Consider the following 22,957-nt stretch of genomic DNA (forward strand, 5'->3'; position numbering starts at 1 on the left):
CGGTCTAGCCGAGGTGCTCGGCCGCGTACGCCAGGCTCGTCAGATACGCGGTCGTGTCGTCGACGTGGGGGATGCCGTAGCGCTCGCGCAGCTCCGGCATGGAGGTGGGCAGCACGCCACCGCTGCACCGGGTGACCTCGCTGACGTCACGCAGGACGGACAGGTAGGAGCGGGTCCGCGGTGGGGTGTTCTCGATGGCGTCCGGGGCGAGCTCGTCGGCGTCCACCACCGGCGGCGGCGTCAGCGAACGCCCGCGCCCGGCGGCGTGCTCGACCAGCAGCTTCAGGCAGGTCTCCACGTCCATGGCCTCCGGGCCGTACGTCACCCAGAACTCGCCGGCTTCGTCGCCGAGTTCCACGCAGCGCAGCACCGCCTTCGACAGCAGGTCCTGCGGGACGAAGTCCATCCGGATGCCCGGGTGGGCCGGCACGAAGGGCGCCCTGCCGCGGCCCAGCCAGTCCGACATCAGCTGCACGATCTGGCCCTGCGAGGTCCAGCCCGTGGTGGAGTCGCCGATGAGGTTGGTGGGGCGGAAGACGGTGTGGCGCACCCCGCTCTCGCGCAGGACGCGCTCCGCCTCCCGCTTGGAGCTGATGTAGTTGCGGCAGACGTTGTCCGCGCCGAGCGGGACGGGCGCGGTGTCCGCGAGCGCGGCGACGAACGCCGTGCTCATGAAGTGGACGGTGGCGTCGGCCCGTCCGGCGAACTCCGCGATCCGCCGGGTGCCCTCGATGTTGATCCCGCGGTAGGCCTCGGCCGGCAGGCCCCACTCGGTCAGGCCCGCGGAGTGGATGACGACGTCGACCTCGGAGGCGAGGGCGGCGTAGCTGTCCTCGTCGAGCCCGAAGCGCTCCGCGGTCAGGTCGAGACGCACCGGCCTCGCGTCCCCGGCCTCGGGTACCGGCGTGCTGTGGGTGGCGACGATGAACCGCGGACCGTCCGGCTCCCGCAGCAGGGAGCGTCCGACGACCCCGGACGCACCGGTCAGCAGGACGGTGGGACGCGCGCCCCCGCCGCTCACGACGGGCCTCATGCGCGGGATTCCTTCCAGTCCATCAGCCGTGTCATGGCGCGGGCGCCGGCGAACAGGAGCGGGTCGGGCGGGAAGGAGGCCGGCGGCTTGCGCCGCTCGTCGTCCACGAACAGCAGCCGCGAGTAGTCGGTGTCCTTGCCGAGCGTCAGGTCGCGCAGGACCTTGCCTCCGGTGTGGGTGGCCGCGATGCCGTTGCCGCAGTACCCGTATCCGTACAGGATGTTGCCGCCGCCGAGCCTGCCGAAGTGCGGGGCGAAGTCCCGTACGACATCGGCGGTGCCGCCGTACGCGTAACTGAACTCCACGTCGCCCCACATCGGGAAGAACCGCATGAACTCCCGGTGGATCTCCCGGTAGACCCCGGGCCTGTTCATGTTCCGCTGCCGCTTGTCCCTGCCGTAGTAGTACGGAGCCGGGCCGCCGGCGAACATGATGCGGTTGTCGTGCGTGAAACGGGCGCAGGTCAGCAGGGACTTGGCCTCGACCAGGCCCTCGCGGCCCGCCCAGTTCACGCGGGCCAGCTGCGCCTCGGTGAGCGGCTCGCTCACCATCGCGTACGTCCAGACCGGGATGACCTTCCGGCGGAACGGCGGGAAGGCGTCCATGTGGACGTTGGTGGCCAGGACCACCTTGTCGGCCCTGATCTGCCCGCCGGCGGTCACGACGGTCGGCCGCACGCCCGGCTCCACCCGCAGGCACGGCGTGTTGTCGTAGATCGTCACGCCCTTCTCGCGCACCACGCGGGCGATGCCGCGGGAAAGCTTGAAGGGGTTCACGAGCGCCCCGCCGGTGCGCATGCTGCCGATCACCGCGGGCGAGCCGATGACGGCCTGGGACTCCTCGCGCGGGAGGATCTCCGCCTGCGCGGCGCCCATCCGCTCGGCGAGACCGCGGTCCTGCTCCAGTCGCCTGAGCTGGGCGGCGTCGGTGGCCACCATCAGGTAGTCGTTGGCCTCGTACTCCGCGTCGACGCGGTTCCTGCGGGTGAACCTGCCGATCTCCAGGATCGAACGGCCGACCGCCTGCGAGGCCTCCAGCGCGCGCTGGAGGCCGAACTCCTTCACCAGCGCCTGGATGTCCTTGCCGATGGTCGGCGTCACGAATCCGTCGGCACGGCCCGAGGCGCCGTAACCGGAGTGGTTCGCCTCGACGATGCGGATGTCGAGGGCGGGCTCGGCCTCCTTGAGGAAGTAGGCGGTCCAGAGCCCCGTGAAACCACCGCCGACGATGCAGACGTCGCAGTCGACGCGCTCGCGGAGCGGGGCCTCCACGGCGACCTTCTCGGTGTCGTGCCAATAGACGACGTGCTTGTACGCGTTCAAATCAGTGCTCCTCAAGAGGACCCGCAGGTGGAGCTGTCGGTCACACGGCTTCGAGGACGATCCTCGACAGACCCAGATGGCGGTTCCTGAAGTGGCCGACCGTGGAACTCAGATACCGCTCGTAATGGGCGACGACTTCCTCGCCGGCCACCTTCACGGCCTGATCCCGGTTGGCCCGCAGCCGGTCGTACCATTCCTGGCAGGTGCGGCTGTAATGGTCCGGGTCGTTGCGCAGGCGGACGATGTCGAAGCGCTTCTCGCTCGATTCGACGACCTCGGAGAGCGCCGGAATCTCGGATTCGGGGAAGATCATGTCGATGATGAAGAGCAGATCCCGAACGGTCTGCTTGTCCATCCGGACGTTGTTCCCCTTGATGTTCGTCTGCAGCGCGATCCTGCCGCCCCTGGGCAGCCAGGCACGACAGCGCTCGAAGAACTCGCGGTACGCGGCGACCCGCTCCGCACGGGAAAGACCGGTGCGCGCGAAGTGCTCGAACGCGCCGATCGAGATGATCGCGTCGTACGGCTCGACGGGCTCGTGGTCGAGCCAGTTCTCCACCCGCACCTCGGTGCGCTCCAGCGCGCGCTCACGCAGGTGTTCCGCCTGCTTGTCGCTGAGGGTGAGGCCGACGGCCTGCTGCACCCCGTGGGTGCGAACCAGCCGTTCGAGCAGGCTTCCCCAGCCGCAGCCGACGTCGAGGACGCGGCGCGCGCCGGCCGCCCGCGCGCCCTCGATGAGGTGGTCGAGCTTGCGCGTCTGGGCGGTTTCGAGCGTGTCGCCCTCGGCCCACAGCGCGCACGTGTACGTGAGGTCCTTGTCCAGCCACAGCGCGAAGAAGTCGTTGGAGACGTCGTAATGGTGTCGGATGGACTCCGCGGTGGCGCCCTGGTAGTCGGTGGACGTCACGCGGCGGCGCTGCCCTGCTTGGTCTCCTCGGCGAGCTTCACCAGGTCCCCGACCGTCTTCACGCTCGCGGCCCGGCTCTCGTCGAACTCGATGTCGAGGTCGTCCTCGATGGAGTAGACGATGTCGGCGATCTGCAGGCTCGACAGACCCACGGACTCGAAAGCGGTGTCCTCGTTCAGGGTGTAGGAGTTCGCCTTGCCGCCGAGCTTCTTGGCAATGCGGGCACACACTTCTTCAGCAGTGATCACAGGTCAGCCTTTCCGATGCACGGTGATGAAATGACCGATGTTCCGTGGAGCCGCGATCCGGCCAATTGGCCAGGAGATCGGGATATTCCGGGGTGATGACCTCTCGGATGCGGTTCTGAGCCGCACGGCGTATCGCGTCCGGGTACTCCTCCATCACCTGGTGACAGGCGGCTCCGGCACGGGAGTTGTCACCGTACCCAGCCTGCAGACGGCCGACTATTGCCCTTAAGGGCAATGATCGTTCACGGGTCCGAGTTGTTGGTGGCGAAACAGAGTCTGAGATGTTTTGCTTGCCTCGGCCCACCCGTCCGGGCGGCTGCGTCGCCGCCCAACTGGGCTTCGTCTGCCGTCTCCCGGGCGAGCAAGCCTTCGCGACCTCTCGAACCCCTTACGATCCGAGGAGCTGAGAAATGGCTGAGGTAGACCTTTCGGCCGGCACGGTGGAGTATCTCGACACGGGCGGTGAGGGGCCGGTCGTGGTCCTGCTGCACGGTGTCGCGATGGACGGCTCCCTGTGGCGGAACGTGGTGGAGTCGCTGCGCTCCCAGTTCCGCTGCGTGGTGCCGACGTTGCCGCTGGGTGGTCACCGCCGGCCGATGAAGCCGGACGCGGACCTGTCGATCGCCGGCGTGGCACGGCTGGTCGCGGAGTTCCTCGACCGGCTCGACCTGCGCGACGTCACGCTGGTGATGAGCGACTGGGGTGGCGCGCAGGCCCTGGTCGCCGAGGGCAGGGACGAACGGATCGGGCGCCTCGTCATCACCTCGTGCGAGGCGTTCGACAACTTCCCTCCGGGCCTGCCCGGAAGCAACCTCCTCACCTCGGCGAAGCTGCCGGGCGGCATCAACTTCGCCTTCAAGCTGCTGAAGTGGAAGCCGATGCGGCGGCTGCCGATGACCTGGGGCTGGATGAGCAAGCGGCCGGTCCCGCACGAGGTGATGGACGCCTGGTTCGAACCGCTGTGGACCTCCGAGGAGATCCGCCGCGACCTGCGCAAGTACGTGCTCGGTGTCCCGCCGAAGGACGAACTCCTGCGCTGGGCCGAGAAGTTGCGTGACTTCGACCGCCCCGCCCTCGTGGTATGGGCGGCCGAGGACAAGGTGATGCCGCCCGAGCACGGGCGCAAGCTCGCCGAGCTGCTGCCCAAGGGGCGGCTCGTCGAGATCGAAGACAGCTACACCCTCATTCCCGAGGACCAGCCGGAACAGCTCAGCGCCCACATCCGGGCGTTCCTGCTGACCGACGAGCCCGCCTCCTCGTAGAGGGCCCCCCGCACGCGGGGGCGGCGGAAGGGCACGGGGGAGCGGGGAGACGACGTGGAGGACGGCATGGCTGACCCGATGGACGACCGAACCCGGCGAGCGAAGCCGGCCGAGAACGCGTTAGCCGGAGACCTCGGACCGACCGAGGGTTCGACGGGTCAGCCGGCCGGGGCTCCCGGACCGGACCAGGGCCTCACGGATCCCCCGGTCGGACAGCCCGGACCGGACCAGGGCCTCACGGGTCGGCTGGCCGGGCTGTCGGCCGACCGCCGCGCCGCGGCCCTGCTCGACCTCGTCCGCGAGGAGACCGCGGGTCTGGCGGGCACGGACCCGCTCGACATCGACCCGGAGATGGCCTACCGCGACTACGGCTACAACTCCCTCGCGGCCGTGGAGCTGACCAGTCGGCTGAGTCAGGCCACCGGCCTCGAACTGCCCCTCACCCTCCTCTTCGACCACCCGACCGCGGCCGCCGTGGCCGATCACCTGCTCGACCTGCTCGGCTTCGCGCCCCGCGAGGACGACGCCCCGCGGGCGGAGGCGGCGGACGCCGTCGAGGGCCCGGACCACGACGACGACCCCATCGCCGTCGTGGGCATGGCCTGCCGGTACCCGGGCGGCGTGACCTCCCCCGACGAGCTGTGGGACCTGGTCGCCGCCGGGCGCGACGTCATCACGGACTTTCCCGCCGACCGGGGCTGGGACGTCGACGGCCTCTACTCCTCCGACCCGGAGCAACCCGGTACGAGTTACGCCCGCTCCGGCGGATTCCTCGACGGGGTCGCCGACTTCGACGCCGAGTTCTTCGGCATCGCGCGCCGCGAGGCCCTGGCGATGGACCCGCAGCAGCGGCTGCTCCTCCAGGCCGTCTGGGAGTCCCTGGAGGACGCGGGCATCGTCCCGGGCCGTCTGCGCGGCTCGCGGACGGGTGTGTTCGTGGGCAGCAGCGGCCAGGACTACGAGAACGTGGCGCGGTCCGGCCCCGGCGAGCTGGAGGGCTACTGGGGCATCGGCTCGGCCGGCAGCGTCCTGTCGGGCCGGGTCGCCTACACCTTCGGCCTCGAAGGTCCGGCCCTCACCGTGGACACGGCCTGCTCCTCGTCGCTCGTGGCCGTGCACCTGGCGGCGCAGGCCCTCCGCCGGGGCGAGTGCGCGCTCGCCGTGGCGGGCGGCGCCGCGGTGATGGCCACGCCGAAGGTCTTCACCGAGTTCAGCAGGCAGCGCGCGCTCTCGCCGGACGGCCGGTGCCGTTCGTACGCGGAGGCCGCCGACGGCACCGGCTGGGCCGAGGGCGTCGGCGTCCTCCTCCTGGAACGCCTCAGCGAGGCGCGCCGCAACGGCCACCGCGTCCTCGCCCTCATACCGGGCACGGCGGTCAACCAGGACGGCGCCAGCAACGGACTGACCGCCCCGAACGGCGGCTCCCAGCAGCGCGTCATCACCCAGGCCCTCACCGCGGCACGGCTGCGCCCCGGCGACATCGACGCCGTCGAGGGCCACGGCACCGGCACCACGCTCGGCGACCCCATCGAGATCGACGCCCTCACGGCCGTCTTCGGCCAGGACCGGCCCACCGGACAGCCCCTGCGCCTGGGCTCGCTGAAGTCCAACATCGGACACAGCCAGGCCGCCGCGGGCGTCGGCGGACTGATCAAGATCATTCAGGCACTGCGCCACGAGACGCTCCCCCGGACCCTGCACGTCGACCGGCCCACGCCCAAGGCCGACTGGTCGGGCGACGCGGTCTCCCTGCTGACCGAGGCAGTCCCGTGGCCACGCGGCGAACGTGTCCGCAGGGCCGGGGTGTCCTCGTTCGGCATCAGCGGCAGCAACGCGCACGTCGTGGTGGAGGAGGCACCGCTCGACACCGACGTCGTCGTGGCGGATCCCGATACCCGGCCGGAGCCCGGCACCCCGGCCGAGCCCGAGGCCCCGCCGGTGGTGCCCTGGCTGCTCTCCGCCAAGACACCCACCGCCCTGCGCGCCCAGGCGAACCGCCTGCACACCCACCTCACCACCCGACACCCCGACGCCACCCCCACCCACATCGGCGCCGCCCTCGCCCACACCCGCACCCACTTCGACCACCGCGCCGCCCTCATCGGCACCACCCGCACCGAACTCCTCGCGGGACTCGCCGCGGTCGCCCGGGGCGAGGAGGCGGATCAGGTGACCCGGTCCCGCGCCCGCGCCGGGAAGACCGTCTTCGTCTTCCCCGGCCAGGGCTCGCAGTGGATCGGAATGAGCCGTGAACTCGCCGCCTCGTACCCGGTGTTCGCCGAGGAGCTCCGCGCCTGCGCCGAGGCCCTCGCGCCCCACATCGACTTCTCGCTCGACGAGGTCCTGGCCGGGGTGCCCGGCGCTCCCCCGTTGGACCGGGTGGACGTCGTACAGCCCGCGCTGTTCGCGGTGATGGCGGCGTTGGCCGCGCTCTGGCGGCACCACGGCGTGCACCCGGACGCCGTGGTCGGGCACTCGCAGGGCGAGATCGCCGCCGCGTACGTCGCCGGCGGGCTGTCGCTCCAGGACGCCGCCCGCGTCGTGGCGCTGCGCAGCAAGGCCATCGCGGAGATGGCGGGCCGGGGCGGCATGGCCTCGGTGACGGCGTCGCCCGAGCGGCTGCGGCCGCTCCTGGAGGACTGGGACGGACTCATATCCGTCGCCGCCGTGAACGGGCCCTCCTCCATGACGGTCTCCGGGGACTCCGACGCTCTGGACGGGCTGCTCGCCCGCTGCGCCGCCGAGGACATCTGGGCCCGGCGGGTTCCCGTCGACTACGCCTCGCACTCCTCGCAGGTCGAGTCGATCGAGGAGCGGCTGGCCGAGGTCCTGGCACCCGTCGCGCCACGCTCCGGAGACGTGCCCTTCCACTCCACGGTCACCGCGGGCGAGTTCGACACCAGCGGTCTCGACGCCGGCTACTGGTACCGGAACCTGCGCGGAACCGTGCGGTTCGAGGAGGTCGTCCGCGCGCTCCTCGACCAGGGCCACACCACGTTCATCGAGGTCAGCCCGCATCCGATCCTCACCTTCGCGATCGAGCAGACCGTCGAGGAGGCCGTCGGGCAGACCGCCGAGCGGGCGAAGGGACGCGCAGGCGGTCCCGGCGGTCCCGGCCGTACCCCCGCGGCCGTCCTCGGCTCGTCCCGGCGCGAGCGCGAACGGGCCGAGTTCACCGCCTCGCTGGCCGCGGCGCACGCCCACGGGGTGTCCGTGGACTGGGGCACGGTGTACGACGCGGCCGCCGCGCGTGACGTCGAACTCCCCACGTACGCCTTCGAGTCGACGCGCCACTGGGCGACGCCCCGGCCGGTCGCGGGCGATGTCGGCGGTGCGGGACTGCACTCCACCGGGCACCGGCTTCTGACCGCCGGGACCGAACTAGCCGACGGCGGATGGATGTTCACCGGGCGGATCTCGCGGGACACGCACGACTGGCTGGACGACCACGCGGTCTACGGCACGGTCCTGCTGCCGGGCACCGCCTTCGTGGACATGGCCGTCCTCGCCGCCTCGCACACCGGCTGCGACCTGGTCGAGGAACTGACGCTCGAGGAGCCGCTGGTGCTCCCCGACGACGGCGCCGCCGACCTCCAGGCGTCGGTCGGCGTCCCGGACGACCGGGGACGGCGGCCGGTGACGGTCCACTCCCGGCCGGCCGACCCGGTGGGAGGCGGCGGCGAGTGGACGCGGCACGCCGCCGGCTTCCTCGCCCCCTCCGCGGCACACGGCGACACCGCTCCCGCACCCGCGTCCTGGCCTCCGCCGGGCGCCGAGCCGCTGGACGTCGACGGCCTCTACGAACGGCTCGCCGACCGGGGCTTCGGATACGGGCCCGTCTTCCGCGGGCTGCGCGCGGCCTGGCGGCGCGACGGTGAGCTCCTCGCCGAGGTGGACGCCGCCGAGGTGCTCGACGGAGGCCACGCCGCCGAGGGGTACGGGGTGCACCCCGCCCTGCTCGACGCCGCGTTCCACGCCCGGCTGACCGAACTGGCCGGTGCCGACGGCGCGTCCGGGCAGGCGTGGCTGCCGTTCACCTGGTCCGGTGTGCGTGTCGTCCGGACGGGCGCCACGCACCTGCGGGTGTCCCTCGGCACGCTCGGCGAGGGCACCGTACGGATGTCCGCGGTCGACGCGTCGGGGGCCCCGGTGGTCACCGTCGGGTCGGTCGTGGCCCGTCCGGTGTCCCCGGCCCGGCTCGCGGGTGCCCGCGGGGCGGCCGACTCCCTGTTCCGCGTGGAGTGGCGGGCCGTACCCACGCCCGCCCCCGCTCCGGACTCCGTGTCCGGACGCTGGGCGGTCCTGGACGAGGACGGCACGGTCATGGTCCGCCCGGACGCCGAGGCCGGATCCACCGCCTCGGACCTCCCCGCGTTCCCCACCTTCACCTCGCTCCCCCGCCTCGTCGAGACGCTCGACGCGGGCGGCACCGTGCCGGACGTCGTCGTGGCGTTCGTGCCCGCGGCGCACGGCTCGCCCACGGCGGAGGCGGCCCGCGGCCGCGCCCGGCACGCCCTCGCGCTGCTGCGCGGCTGGCTGGCCGACGAGCGGTTCGCCGACGCGCGTCTGGTCCTGGTCACCCGGGACGCCGTCGCCACCGTTCCCGGCGCGGCCGTCTCCCCCGACCTCGCGCCCCTGTGGGGTCTGGTGCGTTCCGCGCAGTCCGAGCACCCCGGCCGTTTCACGCTGGTCGACCTGGCCGGCGACGCCTCCGACGATCCCGCGCGGATCCTGCCCGTCGCGCTCGCCGCCGAGGAGCCCCAGATCGCGGTACGGAACGGAGTGCCCCACGTCCCGCGTGCGGTCCGGGTGCGTGGCGCCTCCGGCGAGCCGCTTCCCTTCGACCCCGACGGCACGGTCCTGATCACCGGGGGCACGAGCGGGCTCGGCGCCCAGGTGGCCCGGCACCTCGTCGCCGAGCGGGGCGCCCGGCGCCTGCTCCTGAGCAGCCGTCGCGGCGAGGACGCCGAAGGCGTGCCGGAGCTGAGGGCCGAACTGGAGGGCCTCGGCGCCCGGGTGACCGTCGCGGCCTGCGACGTCACGGACCGGTCGGCGACGGCGGCGCTCCTCGCGTCGGTCGACTCCGCGCATCCGCTCACCGCCGTCGTCCACTCCGCGGGGGTGCTCGACGACGGCCTCCTGGAGGCGCTGACGCCCGAGCGTCTGGACCGCGTGCTGCGACCCAAGGTGGACGCGATCCTGCACCTGCACGAGCTGACCGCCTCGGTGCCGCTCGCTTCCTTCGTCCTGTTCTCCTCGGTCGCCGGCACCATCGGCGGCCCGGGGCAGGGCAACTACGCGGCGGCCAACACGTTCCTCGACGCCTTCGCGCAGTGGCGCCGGTCCCAGGGCCTGCCCGCGCTGTCGCTGGCCTGGGGCCTGTGGGAGGAGGCGAGCGACATGACCCGGCACCTCGGGGACGCCGGGGTGGCCCAGCTGGGCAGGTCGGGGCTCGCGCCGCTCGGCACCGACGAGGGGCTGCGCCTGTTCGACGCGGTCCACGGCACGGAGGACGCGCTGCTGCTGCCCGCGCGGCTGGACCTGGGCGCCCTGCGTGCCCAGGCCCGCGAAGGCTCGCTGCCGGCCGTGCTGCGGGCCCTCGTGCCGGCGGCGCAGGGGCCCGCGGCCCGGCCGGCCGCGACGCTGCCGGCGCGTCTCGCGGTCGCTCCGGCGGAGGAGCGGGACGCGCTGGTGTCGGCGGCGGTCTCCGCGGAACTCGCCGTGATCCTCGGGTACGGGGACGCGGACGCGGTCGACCCGGAGCGCCCTTTCAAGGAACTGGGCCTGGACTCGCTGGGCGCGGTACGGCTGCGCAACCGGCTGAGCCAGGTGACGGGCCTCACCCTGCCGTCCACCCTCGTGTTCGCCCACCCGACGGTGCCGTCGCTCGCCGCGCATCTGCGCACGCTCCTCGACGAGCGGGCTCCCGGGGAGGACGAGGAGACCGCGGCACCCGGTGTGCACGCGGATCTGGACCGCCTGGCGGGGCTGCTCCCCTCGGTCGCCGAGTCCGATGTGGCGGAGGTCCGCGCCCGGCTCCGGTCCCTGCTCGGGGCGCTCGACGGCCGGGGCGGCGACGACACCGGCGAGCTGCGCAGGGAACGCATCGACGAGGCGTCCGCCGACGACCTGTTCGACCTGATCGACAACGACTTGGGGGTGGGCTGAACCATGACGGACGACGACAAGACCCTGCGGTACCTCAAGCGCGTCACCGCCGAACTCCAGTCCACCCGAGCGCAGTTGAAGCAGGCCGAGCAGCGCGCGTACGAGCCGGTCGCGGTGGTGGGCATGGCCTGCCGCTATCCGGGCGGCGCGACCTCCCCCGACGGGCTGTGGGACCTGGTGGCCGCCGGGCGCGACGTGGTCACGGACTTCCCCGCGGACCGGGGCTGGGACCTGGACCGGCTCTTCCACGACGACCCGGACCACCCCGGCACGACGTACGCCAGGGCCGGCGGGTTCCTGGAGGGGGCGACGGAGTTCGACGCGGAGTTCTTCGGCATCGGCCGCACCGAGGCCCTGGCGATGGACCCGCAGCAGCGGCTGCTCCTGCAGACCGTCTGGGAGTCCCTGGAGGACGCGGGCATCGTCCCGGGCCGTCTGCGCGGCTCGCGGACGGGCGTGTTCGTGGGGACGACGGGCCAGGACTACGCGCAGCTCGCGCGGTCGGGTCCGGCGGATCTCGAAGGCTACTGGGGCATCGGCTCGGCGGGCAGCGTGCTCTCCGGTCGGGTCTCGTACGTGCTGGGGTTCGAGGGTCCGGCCCTCACCGTGGACACGGCCTGCTCCTCGTCGCTCGTGAGCGTGCACCTGGCGGCGCAGGCCCTCCGCCGGGGCGAGTGCGCGCTCGCCGTGGCGGGCGGCGTGACGGTGATGTCCACACCGGGCGTCTTCACCGAGTTCAGCAGGCAGCGCGCGCTCTCGCCGGACGGCCGGTGCCGTTCGTACGCGGAGGCCGCCGACGGCACCGGCTGGGGCGAGGGCGTCGGCGTGGTCGTGCTTGAGCGCCTCGGTGAGGCGCGCCGCAACGGCCACCGCGTCCTGGCGGTCATCACCGGCTCCGCGGTCAACCAGGACGGCGCCAGCAACGGACTGACCGCCCCGAACGGCGGCTCCCAGCAGCGCGTCATCACCCAGGCCCTCACCGCCGCACGGCTGCGCCCCGGCGACATCGACGCCGTCGAGGGCCACGGCACCGGCACCACGCTCGGCGACCCCATCGAGATCGACGCCCTCACGGCCGTCTTCGGCCAGGACCGGCCCACCGGACAGCCCCTGCGCCTGGGCTCGCTGAAGTCCAACATCGGACACAGCCAGGCCGCCGCGGGCGTCGGCGGACTGATCAAGATCATTCAGGCACTGCGCCACGAGACGCTCCCCCGGACCCTGCACGTCGACCGGCCCACGCCCAAGGCCGACTGGTCGGGCGACGCGGTCTCCCTGCTGACCGAGGCAGTCCCGTGGCCACGCGGCGAACGTGTCCGCAGGGCCGGGGTGTCCTCGTTCGGCATCAGCGGCAGCAACGCGCACGTCGTGGTGGAGGAGGCACCGCTCGACACCGACGTCGTCGTGGCGGATCCCGATACCCGGCCGGAGCCCGGCACCCCGGCCGAGCCCGAGGCCCCGCCGGTGGTGCCCTGGCTGCTCTCCGCCAAGACACCCACCGCCCTGCGCGCCCAGGCGAACCGCCTGCACACCCACCTCACCACCCGACACCCCGACGCCACCCCCACCCACATCGGCGCCGCCCTCGCCCACACCCGCACCCACTTCGACCACCGCGCCGCCCTCATCGGCACCACCCGCACCGAACTCCTCGCGGGACTCGCCGCGGTCGGCGCGGGGGAACTGCCCGGCAACGCCGTCATGGGCGTGGCGGCGCGGGCCGGCAGGACCGCCTTCCTCTTCTCCGGGCAGGGCTCCCAGCAGGCCGGCATGGGCAGCGGGCTCGCCGCCGCCCACCCGGTGTTCGCCGACGCCCTGGACGCGGCCCGCGCCGAGCTCGACCGGCATCTGGAGCTGCCTCTGCGCCAGGTGATGGAGGCCCCCGAGGGCACTCCCGAGGCGGAGCTGCTGCACCGTACGGGCTGGACGCAGCCGGCGCTGTTCGCCCTTGAGGTGGCCCTCTACCGGCTCGTCGAGTCCTGGGGGTTCACGCCGGACTTCCTGATGGGCCACTCGCTCGGCGAGCTGTCCGCCGCGCATGTCGCCGGGGTCCTGTCCCTGGCCGACGCGAGCGCTCTCGTGGCCGCTCGCGGCAGGCTCATGGAGGCCCTGCCGGAGGGCGGCGCGATGGTCGCGGTGGAGGCGACGGAGGACGAGGTCCTGGAGCGCCTGCGCGATCAGGGACGGCTGGCCGTGGCCGCCGTGAACGGGCCCCGATCGGTCGTCGTGTCCGGTGCCGCCGACGCCCTCGCGGACTGGCTGCGCCCCTGGCAGGAGGAGGGCCGCCGCACCCGCCCGCTGCGGGTCAGCCATGCCTTCCACTCGCCCCTGATGCGGCCCGTGCTCGACGAACTGTCCTCCGTGGCAAGCGGATTGAGCTATCACGCGCCGACCGTGCCGATCGTCTCGAACGTGACGGGGAACGTCGCCGACGCAGCGACCCTGGCCTCGCCCGACTACTGGGTCCGCCACGTGGAGCGCCCCGTCCGCTTCCACGACGGGGTACGGCGCCTGGAGGACGCGGGGGTGACGGCGTTCCTGGAGCTCGGGCCGAGCGGCGTGCTGACCGCGATGACCCGGCGCTGCCTGCGCGAACCGGGCTCCGCGGTGCTCGCCACCGCCCTCGACGGGCGGGGACCCGAGCCCGCCGCGCTCATGACGGCGCTCGCCGAGCTGCACACGCACGGCCGGGGCGGCGACCTGGCGGCTCTCCTCCCCCGGGACGCCGCAAGCCGGGTGAGCCTTCCCACGTACGCCTTCCAGCCGCGCCGCCACTGGATCGACGTACCGCAGACCGTACGGGACACGGCTCCCGGCCCGTCGGCGGACGACCGGACGACCGCGGCTCCCGGCGCGTGGGACGCACCGGACGGGGACGCACCGGACGGGGACGGGCCGGGGCGGGCGGACCAGGAGCGGGACGTGCTCGCGCTGGTCAGCACCCAGGCAGCCCTCGTGCTCGGTTACGAGGACGGCGCAGGGATCGACCCGGAGCTGACGCTGCTGGAGCTCGGCATCGACTCGCTCGGCGCCGTCCGCCTCCAGCGTCGCCTGACCACGGTGACCGGTCTCGACCTCCCGGCCACCCTCCTGGTCGACCACCCCACCCCGGCGGCCCTCGCCGAGCACCTGAGGCCTCTGCTCACCCCGAGCGCCCCGGCCGACCCGCTCACACCGAGCACCGCGAACACCCCGAGCGGTACCGCCGACCCGCTCACCCCGAGCACACCGAGCGGCCCGGCCGACCCGCTCGCTCCGAACACGCCGAGCACCCCGACCGCCCCGAGCAGCCCCGCCGACCTGCTCAAGGACCTGCACCGACGAGGCCGGCTCGACGAGGCCGTACCGCTGCTGCGGGCGGCCTCCGCGGACCGGCCCGTCTTCTCCACGGCCGACCGGGCCGCGGGCGCGGGCGAATCCGTACTGGTCTCCGAAGGGCCCGCCCGGCCCGCCGTGGTCTGCGTCCCGTCCTTCCTGGCCGGGTCGGGCCCGCACCAGTTCGCGCGGTTCGCCGCCGGATTCACCCGCCGGCCGCGGATGTCCGCGCTCACCCTGCCCGGCCTGGGCGCCTCGCCGCTGCTGCCCGGTTCCTGGCGTGCGGCGGTCGACGGCCTGGCCGCGGCCGCCCTGCGTGCCGCGGCCGGTGCCCCGCTGGTCCTCGCGGGGCATTCCATCGGCGGCGCCCTCGCGCATGCCGCCGCCGCGTCGCTGGAGCGCGCCGGGCACCCCGTCGAAGGGGTCGTCCTGATCGACACGTACGAGCCCGAACCCGCGCAGCAGCGCGCGGTGTTCGCCTGGGCGATGGGTCGCATCCTCGACCGGGACGGCGCGGCCGGGGGCGTCGACGACGACGCCGTACTGGCCATGGGCGGCTATCTGCGCCTCTTCGACGACTGGGCGGCCGACCCGCTGAGGGCGCCCGCGCTGCTCCTGACCGCGGAGCGGGGTCCCGACGCGCCGGACGGCGCGGACTGGCGGCTCTGGCAGGCCGCGGACACCGTCGCGCCCGTCGCCGGCGACCACTTCTCGCTCCTCGAGGAGCACGCCGCTCACACGGCGCACACCGTCGAGGACTGGCTTCGAAAGGAACTGTCATGCAGCCCGTCGGCATAGTCGACTTCGGGAGCTATCTGCCCGAGAACGTGGTGGGGCCCGAGTTCTTCCTGGACGAGAACGCCCCGGTGGACCCGCTCGCCAACGCCCCGCTGTTCCGCGTGCCCCCGACCCGGCACCACGTCGCCCCCGGCGAGCGGGCCGCCGACATGATCGCCGAGGCGGCCCGGCCGGTCTTCGAGCGTCTCGGCAAGGAGCCCGCGGGCCAGGTCGACGTGCTGCTGACGAACGTGCTGCTGCCGGACGAGCCGTTCATGGGCGTCGGCGCCCAGGCCGCGCACGCCCTCGGCATCGATCCCGAGTGGATCGTGGACCTGCACAACGGCGGCTGCGCCTCGTTCCCGTACATGCTCTCGCTGGCCCGGAAGATCATGGCCGACGGAGCGGCGCGCACCGCGCTGATCGCCAATGTGCAGAACACCGCGGGCCAGATGTTCGCCCAGTCCGAGGTGCGCAGGCTGTCGCACGCGCCGATCCCCGGCGACGGCTGCGGGGTGGCCTATCTGGAGGCCGGTGCGGGCTCGCCGATCCTCGGTGTACGGACCCGCAGCATCCCCGCGTACGCGGTGGACCTCGGCATCAAGACCACGGACGGGCGCAAGTACTGGGAGCCGGGCGACGGCCAGATGGACATCGGGTTCGCCGCCGACAAGACGGCGGAGATCCTCCAGCGCGGCAACACCCTCGTGCCCGAGCTCGTCGGCGAACTCTGCGCCGACCTCGGCGAGCTGCCGTCCGACATCGACGTGCTCGTCACCAACCAGCCGAACCGGATCTTCCTCAAGAACTGGCGCCAGGCCCTGAAGCTGGACGAGGCTCGGCACCTGGACACCTTCGACCGGTACGGGAACCTGTACGGAGCCGCCGTACCCGTCACCCTCGACCGGGCGGCCCGCGCCGGGCGGCTGCGCGACGGCGACCTCGTGGTGATGTCGGGCTTCGCGCACGCCGGCGACTTCGCGGCCGCCGCGGCGGTGCGCTGGAACGGCGCCTCATGACCGTGGAGTTCGACGTGATCGTCGTCGGCGCGCGCTGCGCCGGGGCCACGCTCGCCGCCCTCCTCGCCCGCCGCGGTCTGCGGGTCGTGGTGCTCGACCAGGCCGCCGAGATCCGCTCGACGCTGTCCTCGAACATCCTCCAGGCCGATTCCCTGGCGTTCCTGGACCGCCTCGGCGTGATGGACAGGCTGCGGGCGGCCGGGGTCACCACGATGAGCCACGTCGACATGCGTCTCGAGGAGTTCCGCTGCCGGGCCGCGTTCCCGCAGGAGCCCGGCGACGCGGGCGGCGCGGCGTGCATCCGCCGCGAGGTCCTCGACCCGGTCCTGGTGGACGAGGCACGCGCGTCGGGCGCCGAGGTGCGGCTGGGCACCCGGGTCGTCGGCGTGATCCGTGAGGGCGGTCGCGTCACGGGCGTCCGTACCGTGTCGGGCGGCGTCGAGTCGCGGCTGCGGGGGCGCCTGGTGGTCGGCGCGGACGGGCGGAACTCGAAGGTCGCCGAGGCCTGCGGGGCGCGCATGTACCACGTGAGTCCCGGCGAACGCAGCTACTACTGGACGTACTTCGAGGGCGCCGACCCCGGTCCGGAGCCGACGTTCGTCTTCCACCGCTGGGGCGACCGGCACATGCTGGGCGGCCCCGCCGACAACGGCCTCTACATCGTGGGCGTCTCCCCGCAGCAGCACGAGCGGGAGAGCTTCCGCGCCGACCTCGACGCCAACGTGCGCGCCCACGCGCTGCGCTGCGCGCCGATCGCCGAGGCCCTCTCCGGAGCCACCAGGGCGAGCAGGATCTACGGCATCCGGCGCTTCTTCGGCTACTTCCGCGAGGCGGCGGGCGCCGGCTGGGTGCTGCTCGGCGACGCCGGGCACTTCAAGGACCCGGCGGGCGGCCGTGGCATCGGCGATGCCTTCCACCAGGCGGAACGGCTCGCCGACGCGGTCGGCGACGCCATCGGGTCGAGCGTCGGGCTCGACCGCGCCGTCGCCGGATTCGGCCGCTGGCGGGACCGTACGTACGCCGAGTACTACGGCCTGGCCGCGGACCTCGGCGTGGCCGGACCGATCGCGGGCATCGTCCCGCGGGTCGTGGGCGGGCTGCACGCGCGCGGCAGGATCGACGGCGTCCTGAACCTGCTGAGCCACCGCGCCTCCGTCCTGGACGTCCTCACCCCGGCGCGGGTGCTCGGCGCCACGGGCGGGCACCTGTTGCGCGCCCCCGGCCGGCGCCGCGCCGCGCTCGGCGAGCTCGGGCGGCTCGCGTCCACCGAGATCCGGCGCAGGAACGCGATGCGCAGGCCCGTCTTCCAGAGCGGCCCGGCGCCGCGCCCCGTACTGCAGGACACCCCAGAACCGGAGCTGAGCCGATGACCCGCACGACCCCGCTCGCCGCCGCACGCGGTCAACTGCCGCCCCCGGGCGTCGAGCTGGCCTTCGATCAGACGGTGCCGCGCTCCCTCGCCCACCGCCGGCAGGTCGGCGAGGTGTTCGTCACCGACTCCGCGCAGGGGTCCGAGGAGGACTTCCACCTCTCCTTCCAGATCCCCCGCGCCCACAGCCTGTGGTCGGACCGGCAGGCCGGATTCCACGACCCGTTCGCGTCGGCGGAGGCCGCGCGGCAGTCCATCTTCGTGCTGCTGCACCGCCATGTCGGGGTGCCCGTCGGGCTGCCCTTCAGCCTCCAGCGGATCACTCTGCGGGTGGCGGACCCACAGGCGTACGCCCACGACGGGACGTCGGCGCTCCAGGGCTATGTGCACTACCGGGTCGCCGAGCGGCAGGGCAAGGGCTCCGACGTCGTGAGCATGGTCCTGGAAGGCGTCATGGAGATCGGCGGGCGCCGGGCGATGACCCTGAGCGCCGTCCTGGCCTTCATGTCGCAGGAGGACTACGACATCTTCCGGGCCTTCCAGCGGGCGCGCAAGCCGGTGGCGGAAGCCCGCAGGACCCCGGTGCGGCGGCTCGACCCCGGCCTGGTGGGGCGCGAGAACCCGCGGAACGTCGTCATCGGCCTGCCGGAGCACGGTGCGCCCGAGGACGCCGTGCCCCACGACGGCGTGTTCCGCTTCCTGCCGGCGGCCGACCCGCACCACCCCGCCTTCTTCGACCACGAGTACGACCACGTGCCGGGTCCCCTGATGGTCGAGGCGATGCGGCAGGCCGCCCTGGTCGCGGCCTGCCGGACCGGCGCGGCCGGTCCGCACGCCCTCACCGTCGGCTGCGAGGCGGCCTTCCTGGACTTCGCCGAATTCGAGGCGGACCTCGTCCACGAGGCCGTGGTCGGCGCCCCAGGCGCGGACGGCCGCGTCCCGGTGACCGTGGTCCTGCGCCAGTTCGGCAAACCGGTCGTCGAGGGCCGCATCGAGCTGCTTCCCGACGCGGCTCCCCTTTCCCCATCGAGAACGCGAGCGCACGGAGTCTGATCCATGGCAGTTGCACACACTGGTGAAAGCGCAAGGAACCGGCGGCGCGTGGCGGTCGTGGGAGGCGGCGTCTCCGGCCTCACCGCGGCGCTCCGCCTCGACCTCCTCGGGTACGACGTGGAGCTCATCGAGGCGGACGGGGTCCTCGGCGGCCGCTTCGGCCTCGACAGGCTCGGCGACCGACCGGTGATGACGGGCGGGAAGAACATCGGCCGCCGCTACCACACGTTCCGCTGGTTCACCTCGGAGCTCGGCGTGGACGCGTACGAGTCCTTCGGCTACAACGCGTCCCGCATCAAGGACGGCGAGATCCTCACCCTCGACAGCGAGCGGCGGAGCCAGACCCTGAAGAACATCCGGCGCATGGGCTCGGCCCGTGACTTCGCGCGGATGGCGGCGATGGCGGCGCGGATCCGCGCCGACGACCGCAACCGCTTCCTCGGCTCGCGCTACTTCAGCGGCGTCTCGCGGCGCCACGACCACGCCCCGCTCAGCGCGTTCTTCGGACGCGAGATGACGGACATGCTGGTGCGGCCCATGGTGATCCGCAACAACGGGGCCGAGCCCGACGAGGTCTACCCCGGCTCGTTCGGCACGAACCTGTCGATGCTGATGGACCACTACGACCAGCTGTCCGGTGGCATCCAGCCGGTCCTGGAAGCGTTCGCCAAGCGGGTCCCGGTGCGGCTCGGCGCCACCGTGGAGGGCCTGGAGACGCGCGACGGCAGGGTCACCGGGCTGCGTGTCTCCGAGGGCGGGGCACCCGCGCGGACCAGCGACTACGACGGCGTGGTGCTGGCCACCCCGGCCCACGCGACCGCCGGGATCGTCCGCTCCGCGCGGCCCGCGCTCGCCCGGCGCCTCATGGACGTCAACTACTTCCCGTCCACCGTGGTCCTCGTCGAGTACGACCGGCCCGTCTTCGGCCACGACGTGCGCGCGCTCGCCATGGACGACGGGCCGTGCAGCAACGCCGGCTCGTACGGCATGGAGGAACGCCACATCGTCCGCTACACGTACAGCGGGCGCGAGGGGCGTCTGACCGACCTCAGCCCGGAGAACATCGACCGGCTGACCGGTGAGACCGAGGACCGGCTGGTGAAGTACCTGGGGGCGCCGCGCGCCGAGCGCGTCAACCTCCTGGTCAAGCACTGGAAGGCGGCCTACAGCGGCTACCTCCCGTACCACGCAGAGTTCCTCGCCGACGTGCGGCACGGCGTCGAGGGCCTGGCCGGCCTGGAGCTCGCGGGCGACTACATCCAGGGCGTGTCCCTCGAGGCGTGCGCCCGGACCGGCCGTGCCGCGGCCGGCCGGCTCGCCGCCCACCTCGGTTCGCCCTCGGTGCCCGCGCGGGCGGCGGCGTGACCGGCCCGGCCGACTGGGCGGTGGTCACCGGTGCCTCCTCCGGCATCGGCGAGCACCTCGCCCGGGGCCTGGCCGCCCGGGGGTACGGGCTGTGGCTCGTGGCCCGCTCCACCGACACGCTCGAACGGATCGCCGAGGAACTGCGCGACCGGCACGGCGTACCGGTGCACGTGCGGACCTGCGACCTCGCGGACCCGGACGCCCGGCGCGCACTGGAGGAGGAGCTGGCCGGGCAGCCGGTCTCCGTGCTCTGCGCCAACGCGGGCTTCCCCACCTGCGGCCCGTTCAGCGAGAACGACCCCGCCAAGGAGCGCGCCGAGGTCCAGGTCAACGTCGTCTCGCTGCACTCGCTCACCCAGGCGCTGCTGCCGGGCATGCTGGCCCGGCGGCGCGGCGGGATCCTGGTCACCGGCTCGACCGCGGGCTGCCAGCCCGTGCCGACCGCGGCCACCTACTCGGCCGGCAAGGCCTTCGCCAACACCTTCGCCGAGTCCCTGCACGTCGAACTGCGCGGCACCGGAGTGACCTGCACCCTGCTCGCCCCCGGCCCCGTGCGCACCAACTTCTACGCCGTGGGCGGCATGTCACGGCTCCAGGAGCGGAGCTTCCTCGCCTGGCTGACGCCCGAGCGGGTCGCCGAGGCCGGCCTGCGCGGCCTGGCGCAGGGGCGCCGCCTGGTGGTCCCCGGGCCGGTCGCCAAGGCCCAGTACCTCGCGGGCCGGCACACGCCGCGCCCCCTGCTCTTCCCCGTGCTGCGCTCGGTGCTGCTGCCCCTCTTCCGCAGCGCCCGGAGCGCTCCCGCATCCACCCGTGGTCGGAGCGCTCCCGCATCCACCCCTGGTCGGTACGCCCGACTTCCGTAAGACGCCCGACTTCCGCAAGCGAGAGGCACAGTCACATGGACGGCATAAAACACCGTTGGTTCATCCTCGGGGCGTCGCTGATACCGCTGGTCGCGGTGTTCGGCGCGATGGCCCTGCTGTGGAACGAGATCTTCGGCTGGTCGGACGTGGCGGTCCTGGTGATCATGTACGCGATCTCCGGCTTCGGCATCTCCACCGGCTACCACCGGATGCTCACCCACCGCTCCTTCGAGACGTACAAGCCCATCCGCGTCGCCCTGGCCACCGCCGGGGTGATGGCCGGGCAGGGACCGCCGCTGATCTGGGCGGCCCACCACCGCAAGCACCACCGCGTCGCCGACAAGCCCGGTGACCCGCACAGCCCGCACCTGGACTTCGAGCCGGGCTTCAAGGGCACGGTCGCCGGTCTCTGGCACGCCCACCTGGGCTGGCTGTTCGACGTCAACCTCAGCTCCGACCCGATGCGCTACTGCCCCGACCTGGTGCGCGAGAAGCCGCTGCGCTGGCTCAGCGAGCACCTCGTCCTGGTCACCGTCTCCAGCATCGTGCTGCCCGGTCTCCTCGCCTACGCCTTCACCGGCGGCGACTGGCGGGCCGGCCTGACCGGCATGCTCTGGGGCGGCCTGGTCCGCATCTTCCTGATCAACCACATGACCTACGCGGTCAACTCGGTCGGCCACGTCTTCGGCCGCCGCCGCTTCGAGACGACCGACCAGTCGCGCAACGTCGCCTGGCTCTCCATCCCCTCCTTCGGCGAGGCCTGGCACAACAACCACCACGCCTTCCCGCGCTCCGCCCGCCACGGCATGAAGTGGTACGAGATCGACCTCTCCGCGATCCTCATCTGGAGCCTGGAGAAGACCGGCCTCGCCTGGAAGGTCGTGCGCATCGACCCCGACCGCATGGAGATGCGGGAGGCGGGCGTCAGCCGCGTCCACGCGGCCTCCCAGGACAAGCGGGAACTCTTGGAGACCCAGCAGAACATCGCGCCGATGGCGGAGCGCCGCCGCGAGGTCCGCGAGGCCGACGCCTCCCTGGTGGACGTCGAATAGCGCGGCCACCGCACGAGCAGACGAACAGACGGGGATCACGTTCATGGAGTTCTTCCACGCCCTGACGAACGGGGCTTCGCACGGCGTCCTGCACGAGTGGACGGGCGAGCGGTTCGAGCACACCCCCTGGCGCGAGGTCGTCAGGGACGCCCACGGCATGGCCGCCGGGCTCCGCACCCTCGGCGTCGGGCCGGGCACCCGGGTCGCCGCCATCCTCACCAACACGCCCGACACGGTGCGCGGCCTGCTGGCGATCTGGCTGGCCGGCGGCGCGGTGGCCTCGCTGCCGCTGCCGACCCGCGGCCAGAGCCAACAGGCGTACGGCGAGCAGCTGATGGCTCTCTCGGCGCGGCTCGACCCGACGCTGCTGCTCGTCGACGACTGGCTGACCGCGATGGTCCCGGTGGAGCTCGGCAAGGAGCTGCCGGTGCGCGGCTGGGCCTCGTTGCGCGGCGGGGGACGCATCGAGCCGAGCACGCCGGGCCGGGACGACGTGGCGTTCGTCCAGTACTCGTCCGGGTCCACCAGCACCCCCAAGGGCTGCGCGCTGACCACCCGGGCGATCGAACAGCAGCTGCAGATCATCCTGCACCTGACCGGCGGTCGCCCCGGCGCCGACACCGTCGCCTCCTGGCTGCCGCTCTCCCACGACATGGGCATGTTCGGCTGCCTGCTGTACTCGTGGGCGTACGACTTCGACTTCGTGCTGTCCTCGCCCGACCGGTTCGGGATGGCGCCGCGCACCTGGTTCCGGGACATGTCGGAGTACGAGGCGACGATGACGGCCGGCACGAGCACCGCCGTGTACCTCGCGGCGCGGGCGCAGGGCCGGGGCACGCTGCCCAAGGAGCTGAAGCTGCGGGCGGCCGTGATCGGGGCGGAGCGCGTCGACTGGGACACGCTGGCGGCGGCGACGGAGAGGTTCCGGCCGTTCGGTCTGTCCGACACCGCGTTCCAGCCCGCGTACGGCATGGCCGAGGCGACGCTCGCGGTGACCGGGAAGCCGTGGGCCCGGGCACCGAAGGCGCTCGCCTTCGACGGCCCCGCGCTGGTCGAGGGCTCGGTGGTCGAGGTGGCGCCCGACCACCCGAAGGCGACCCGGCTGGTCTCCAACGGTGTGGCGCTGCCCGGGGTGTCGGTCCTGGCGGGGAGCGGCGGGGGGGGGCCCGGGGACCCGGGGGCCCCCGCCCGGCCGGGCCCCCGC

General features: G+C 73.2%; 14 protein-coding genes. 10 read left to right on the plus strand and 4 right to left on the minus strand.

The genetic code is table 11. From position 1 onward, the window contains the following. Positions 1-4: 4 nt before the first annotated feature. From K7G60_RS26370 to K7G60_RS26385, 4 genes are read right to left on the minus strand one after another with little or no spacing between them, the layout of a single operon-like run. The gene (locus tag K7G60_RS26370) at positions 5-1,033 is read right to left on the minus strand and encodes an SDR family oxidoreductase (protein ID WP_225803439.1); all 1,029 of its coding nucleotides are present in this window, start codon (positions 1,031-1,033) and stop codon (positions 5-7) included. Continuing rightward, a complete protein-coding gene (locus K7G60_RS26375; protein WP_225803440.1) occupies positions 1,030-2,355 on the minus strand; it encodes an FAD-binding oxidoreductase in 1,326 nt (441 codons plus the stop codon). The genes K7G60_RS26370 and K7G60_RS26375 overlap by 4 nt, the downstream gene beginning before the upstream one ends. 40 nt (positions 2,356-2,395) lie before the next feature. Further along, entirely contained in the window at positions 2,396-3,262 is an 867-nt protein-coding gene (locus K7G60_RS26380; RefSeq protein ID WP_225803441.1) for a cyclopropane-fatty-acyl-phospholipid synthase family protein, read from the minus strand. Next, complete coding sequence (locus tag K7G60_RS26385) at positions 3,259-3,492, minus strand: acyl carrier protein (protein ID WP_308082260.1); 234 nt, start codon at positions 3,490-3,492, stop codon at positions 3,259-3,261. The genes K7G60_RS26380 and K7G60_RS26385 overlap by 4 nt, the downstream gene beginning before the upstream one ends. Positions 3,493-3,920: 428 nt before the next feature. Here K7G60_RS26385 and K7G60_RS26390 point away from each other — a divergent pair, with 428 nt between their 5' ends. From K7G60_RS26390 to K7G60_RS26435, 10 genes are all read left to right on the plus strand, one after another. Next, entirely contained in the window at positions 3,921-4,772 is an 852-nt protein-coding gene (locus tag K7G60_RS26390; RefSeq protein WP_225803443.1) for an alpha/beta fold hydrolase, read from the plus strand. Positions 4,773-4,838: 66 nt separating this feature from the next. Next, on the plus strand, positions 4,839-10,940 hold the full coding sequence (locus K7G60_RS26395; RefSeq protein WP_225803444.1) for a type I polyketide synthase: 6,102 nt from the start codon (positions 4,839-4,841) through the stop codon (positions 10,938-10,940). 3 nt (positions 10,941-10,943) lie between these two features. Then, a complete protein-coding gene (locus K7G60_RS26400; RefSeq protein WP_225803445.1) occupies positions 10,944-15,053 on the plus strand; it encodes a type I polyketide synthase in 4,110 nt (1,369 codons plus the stop codon). Next, entirely contained in the window at positions 15,035-16,051 is a 1,017-nt protein-coding gene (locus K7G60_RS26405) for a 3-oxoacyl-ACP synthase III family protein (protein ID WP_225803446.1), read from the plus strand. Before K7G60_RS26400 ends, K7G60_RS26405 begins: the two co-directional genes overlap by 19 nt. Beyond that, positions 16,048-17,421, plus strand: a complete 1,374-nt coding sequence (locus K7G60_RS26410) for an NAD(P)/FAD-dependent oxidoreductase (protein WP_225803447.1) — start codon at positions 16,048-16,050, stop codon at positions 17,419-17,421. Before K7G60_RS26405 ends, K7G60_RS26410 begins: the two co-directional genes overlap by 4 nt. Next, on the plus strand, positions 17,418-18,473 hold the full coding sequence (locus K7G60_RS26415; protein ID WP_225803448.1) for an AfsA-related hotdog domain-containing protein: 1,056 nt from the start codon (positions 17,418-17,420) through the stop codon (positions 18,471-18,473). The genes K7G60_RS26410 and K7G60_RS26415 overlap by 4 nt, the downstream gene beginning before the upstream one ends. Before the next feature lie 48 nt (positions 18,474-18,521). Further along, the gene (locus tag K7G60_RS26420) at positions 18,522-19,838 is read left to right on the plus strand and encodes an NAD(P)/FAD-dependent oxidoreductase (protein ID WP_225803449.1); all 1,317 of its coding nucleotides are present in this window, start codon (positions 18,522-18,524) and stop codon (positions 19,836-19,838) included. Further along, complete coding sequence (locus tag K7G60_RS26425; protein WP_225803450.1) at positions 19,835-20,701, plus strand: SDR family oxidoreductase; 867 nt, start codon at positions 19,835-19,837, stop codon at positions 20,699-20,701. The genes K7G60_RS26420 and K7G60_RS26425 overlap by 4 nt, the downstream gene beginning before the upstream one ends. Before the next feature lie 35 nt (positions 20,702-20,736). Further along, on the plus strand, positions 20,737-21,753 hold the full coding sequence (locus K7G60_RS26430; protein ID WP_225803451.1) for an acyl-CoA desaturase: 1,017 nt from the start codon (positions 20,737-20,739) through the stop codon (positions 21,751-21,753). A 43-nt stretch (positions 21,754-21,796) separates the two neighbouring features. Then, positions 21,797-22,957: AMP-binding protein (locus tag K7G60_RS26435; RefSeq protein WP_225803452.1), on the plus strand; the 1,161-nt coding region annotated here is incomplete at its 3' end.

The sequence above is a fragment of the Streptomyces sp. NK15101 genome, assembly GCF_020400725.1.
Lineage (GTDB): Bacteria > Actinomycetota > Actinomycetes > Streptomycetales > Streptomycetaceae > Streptomyces.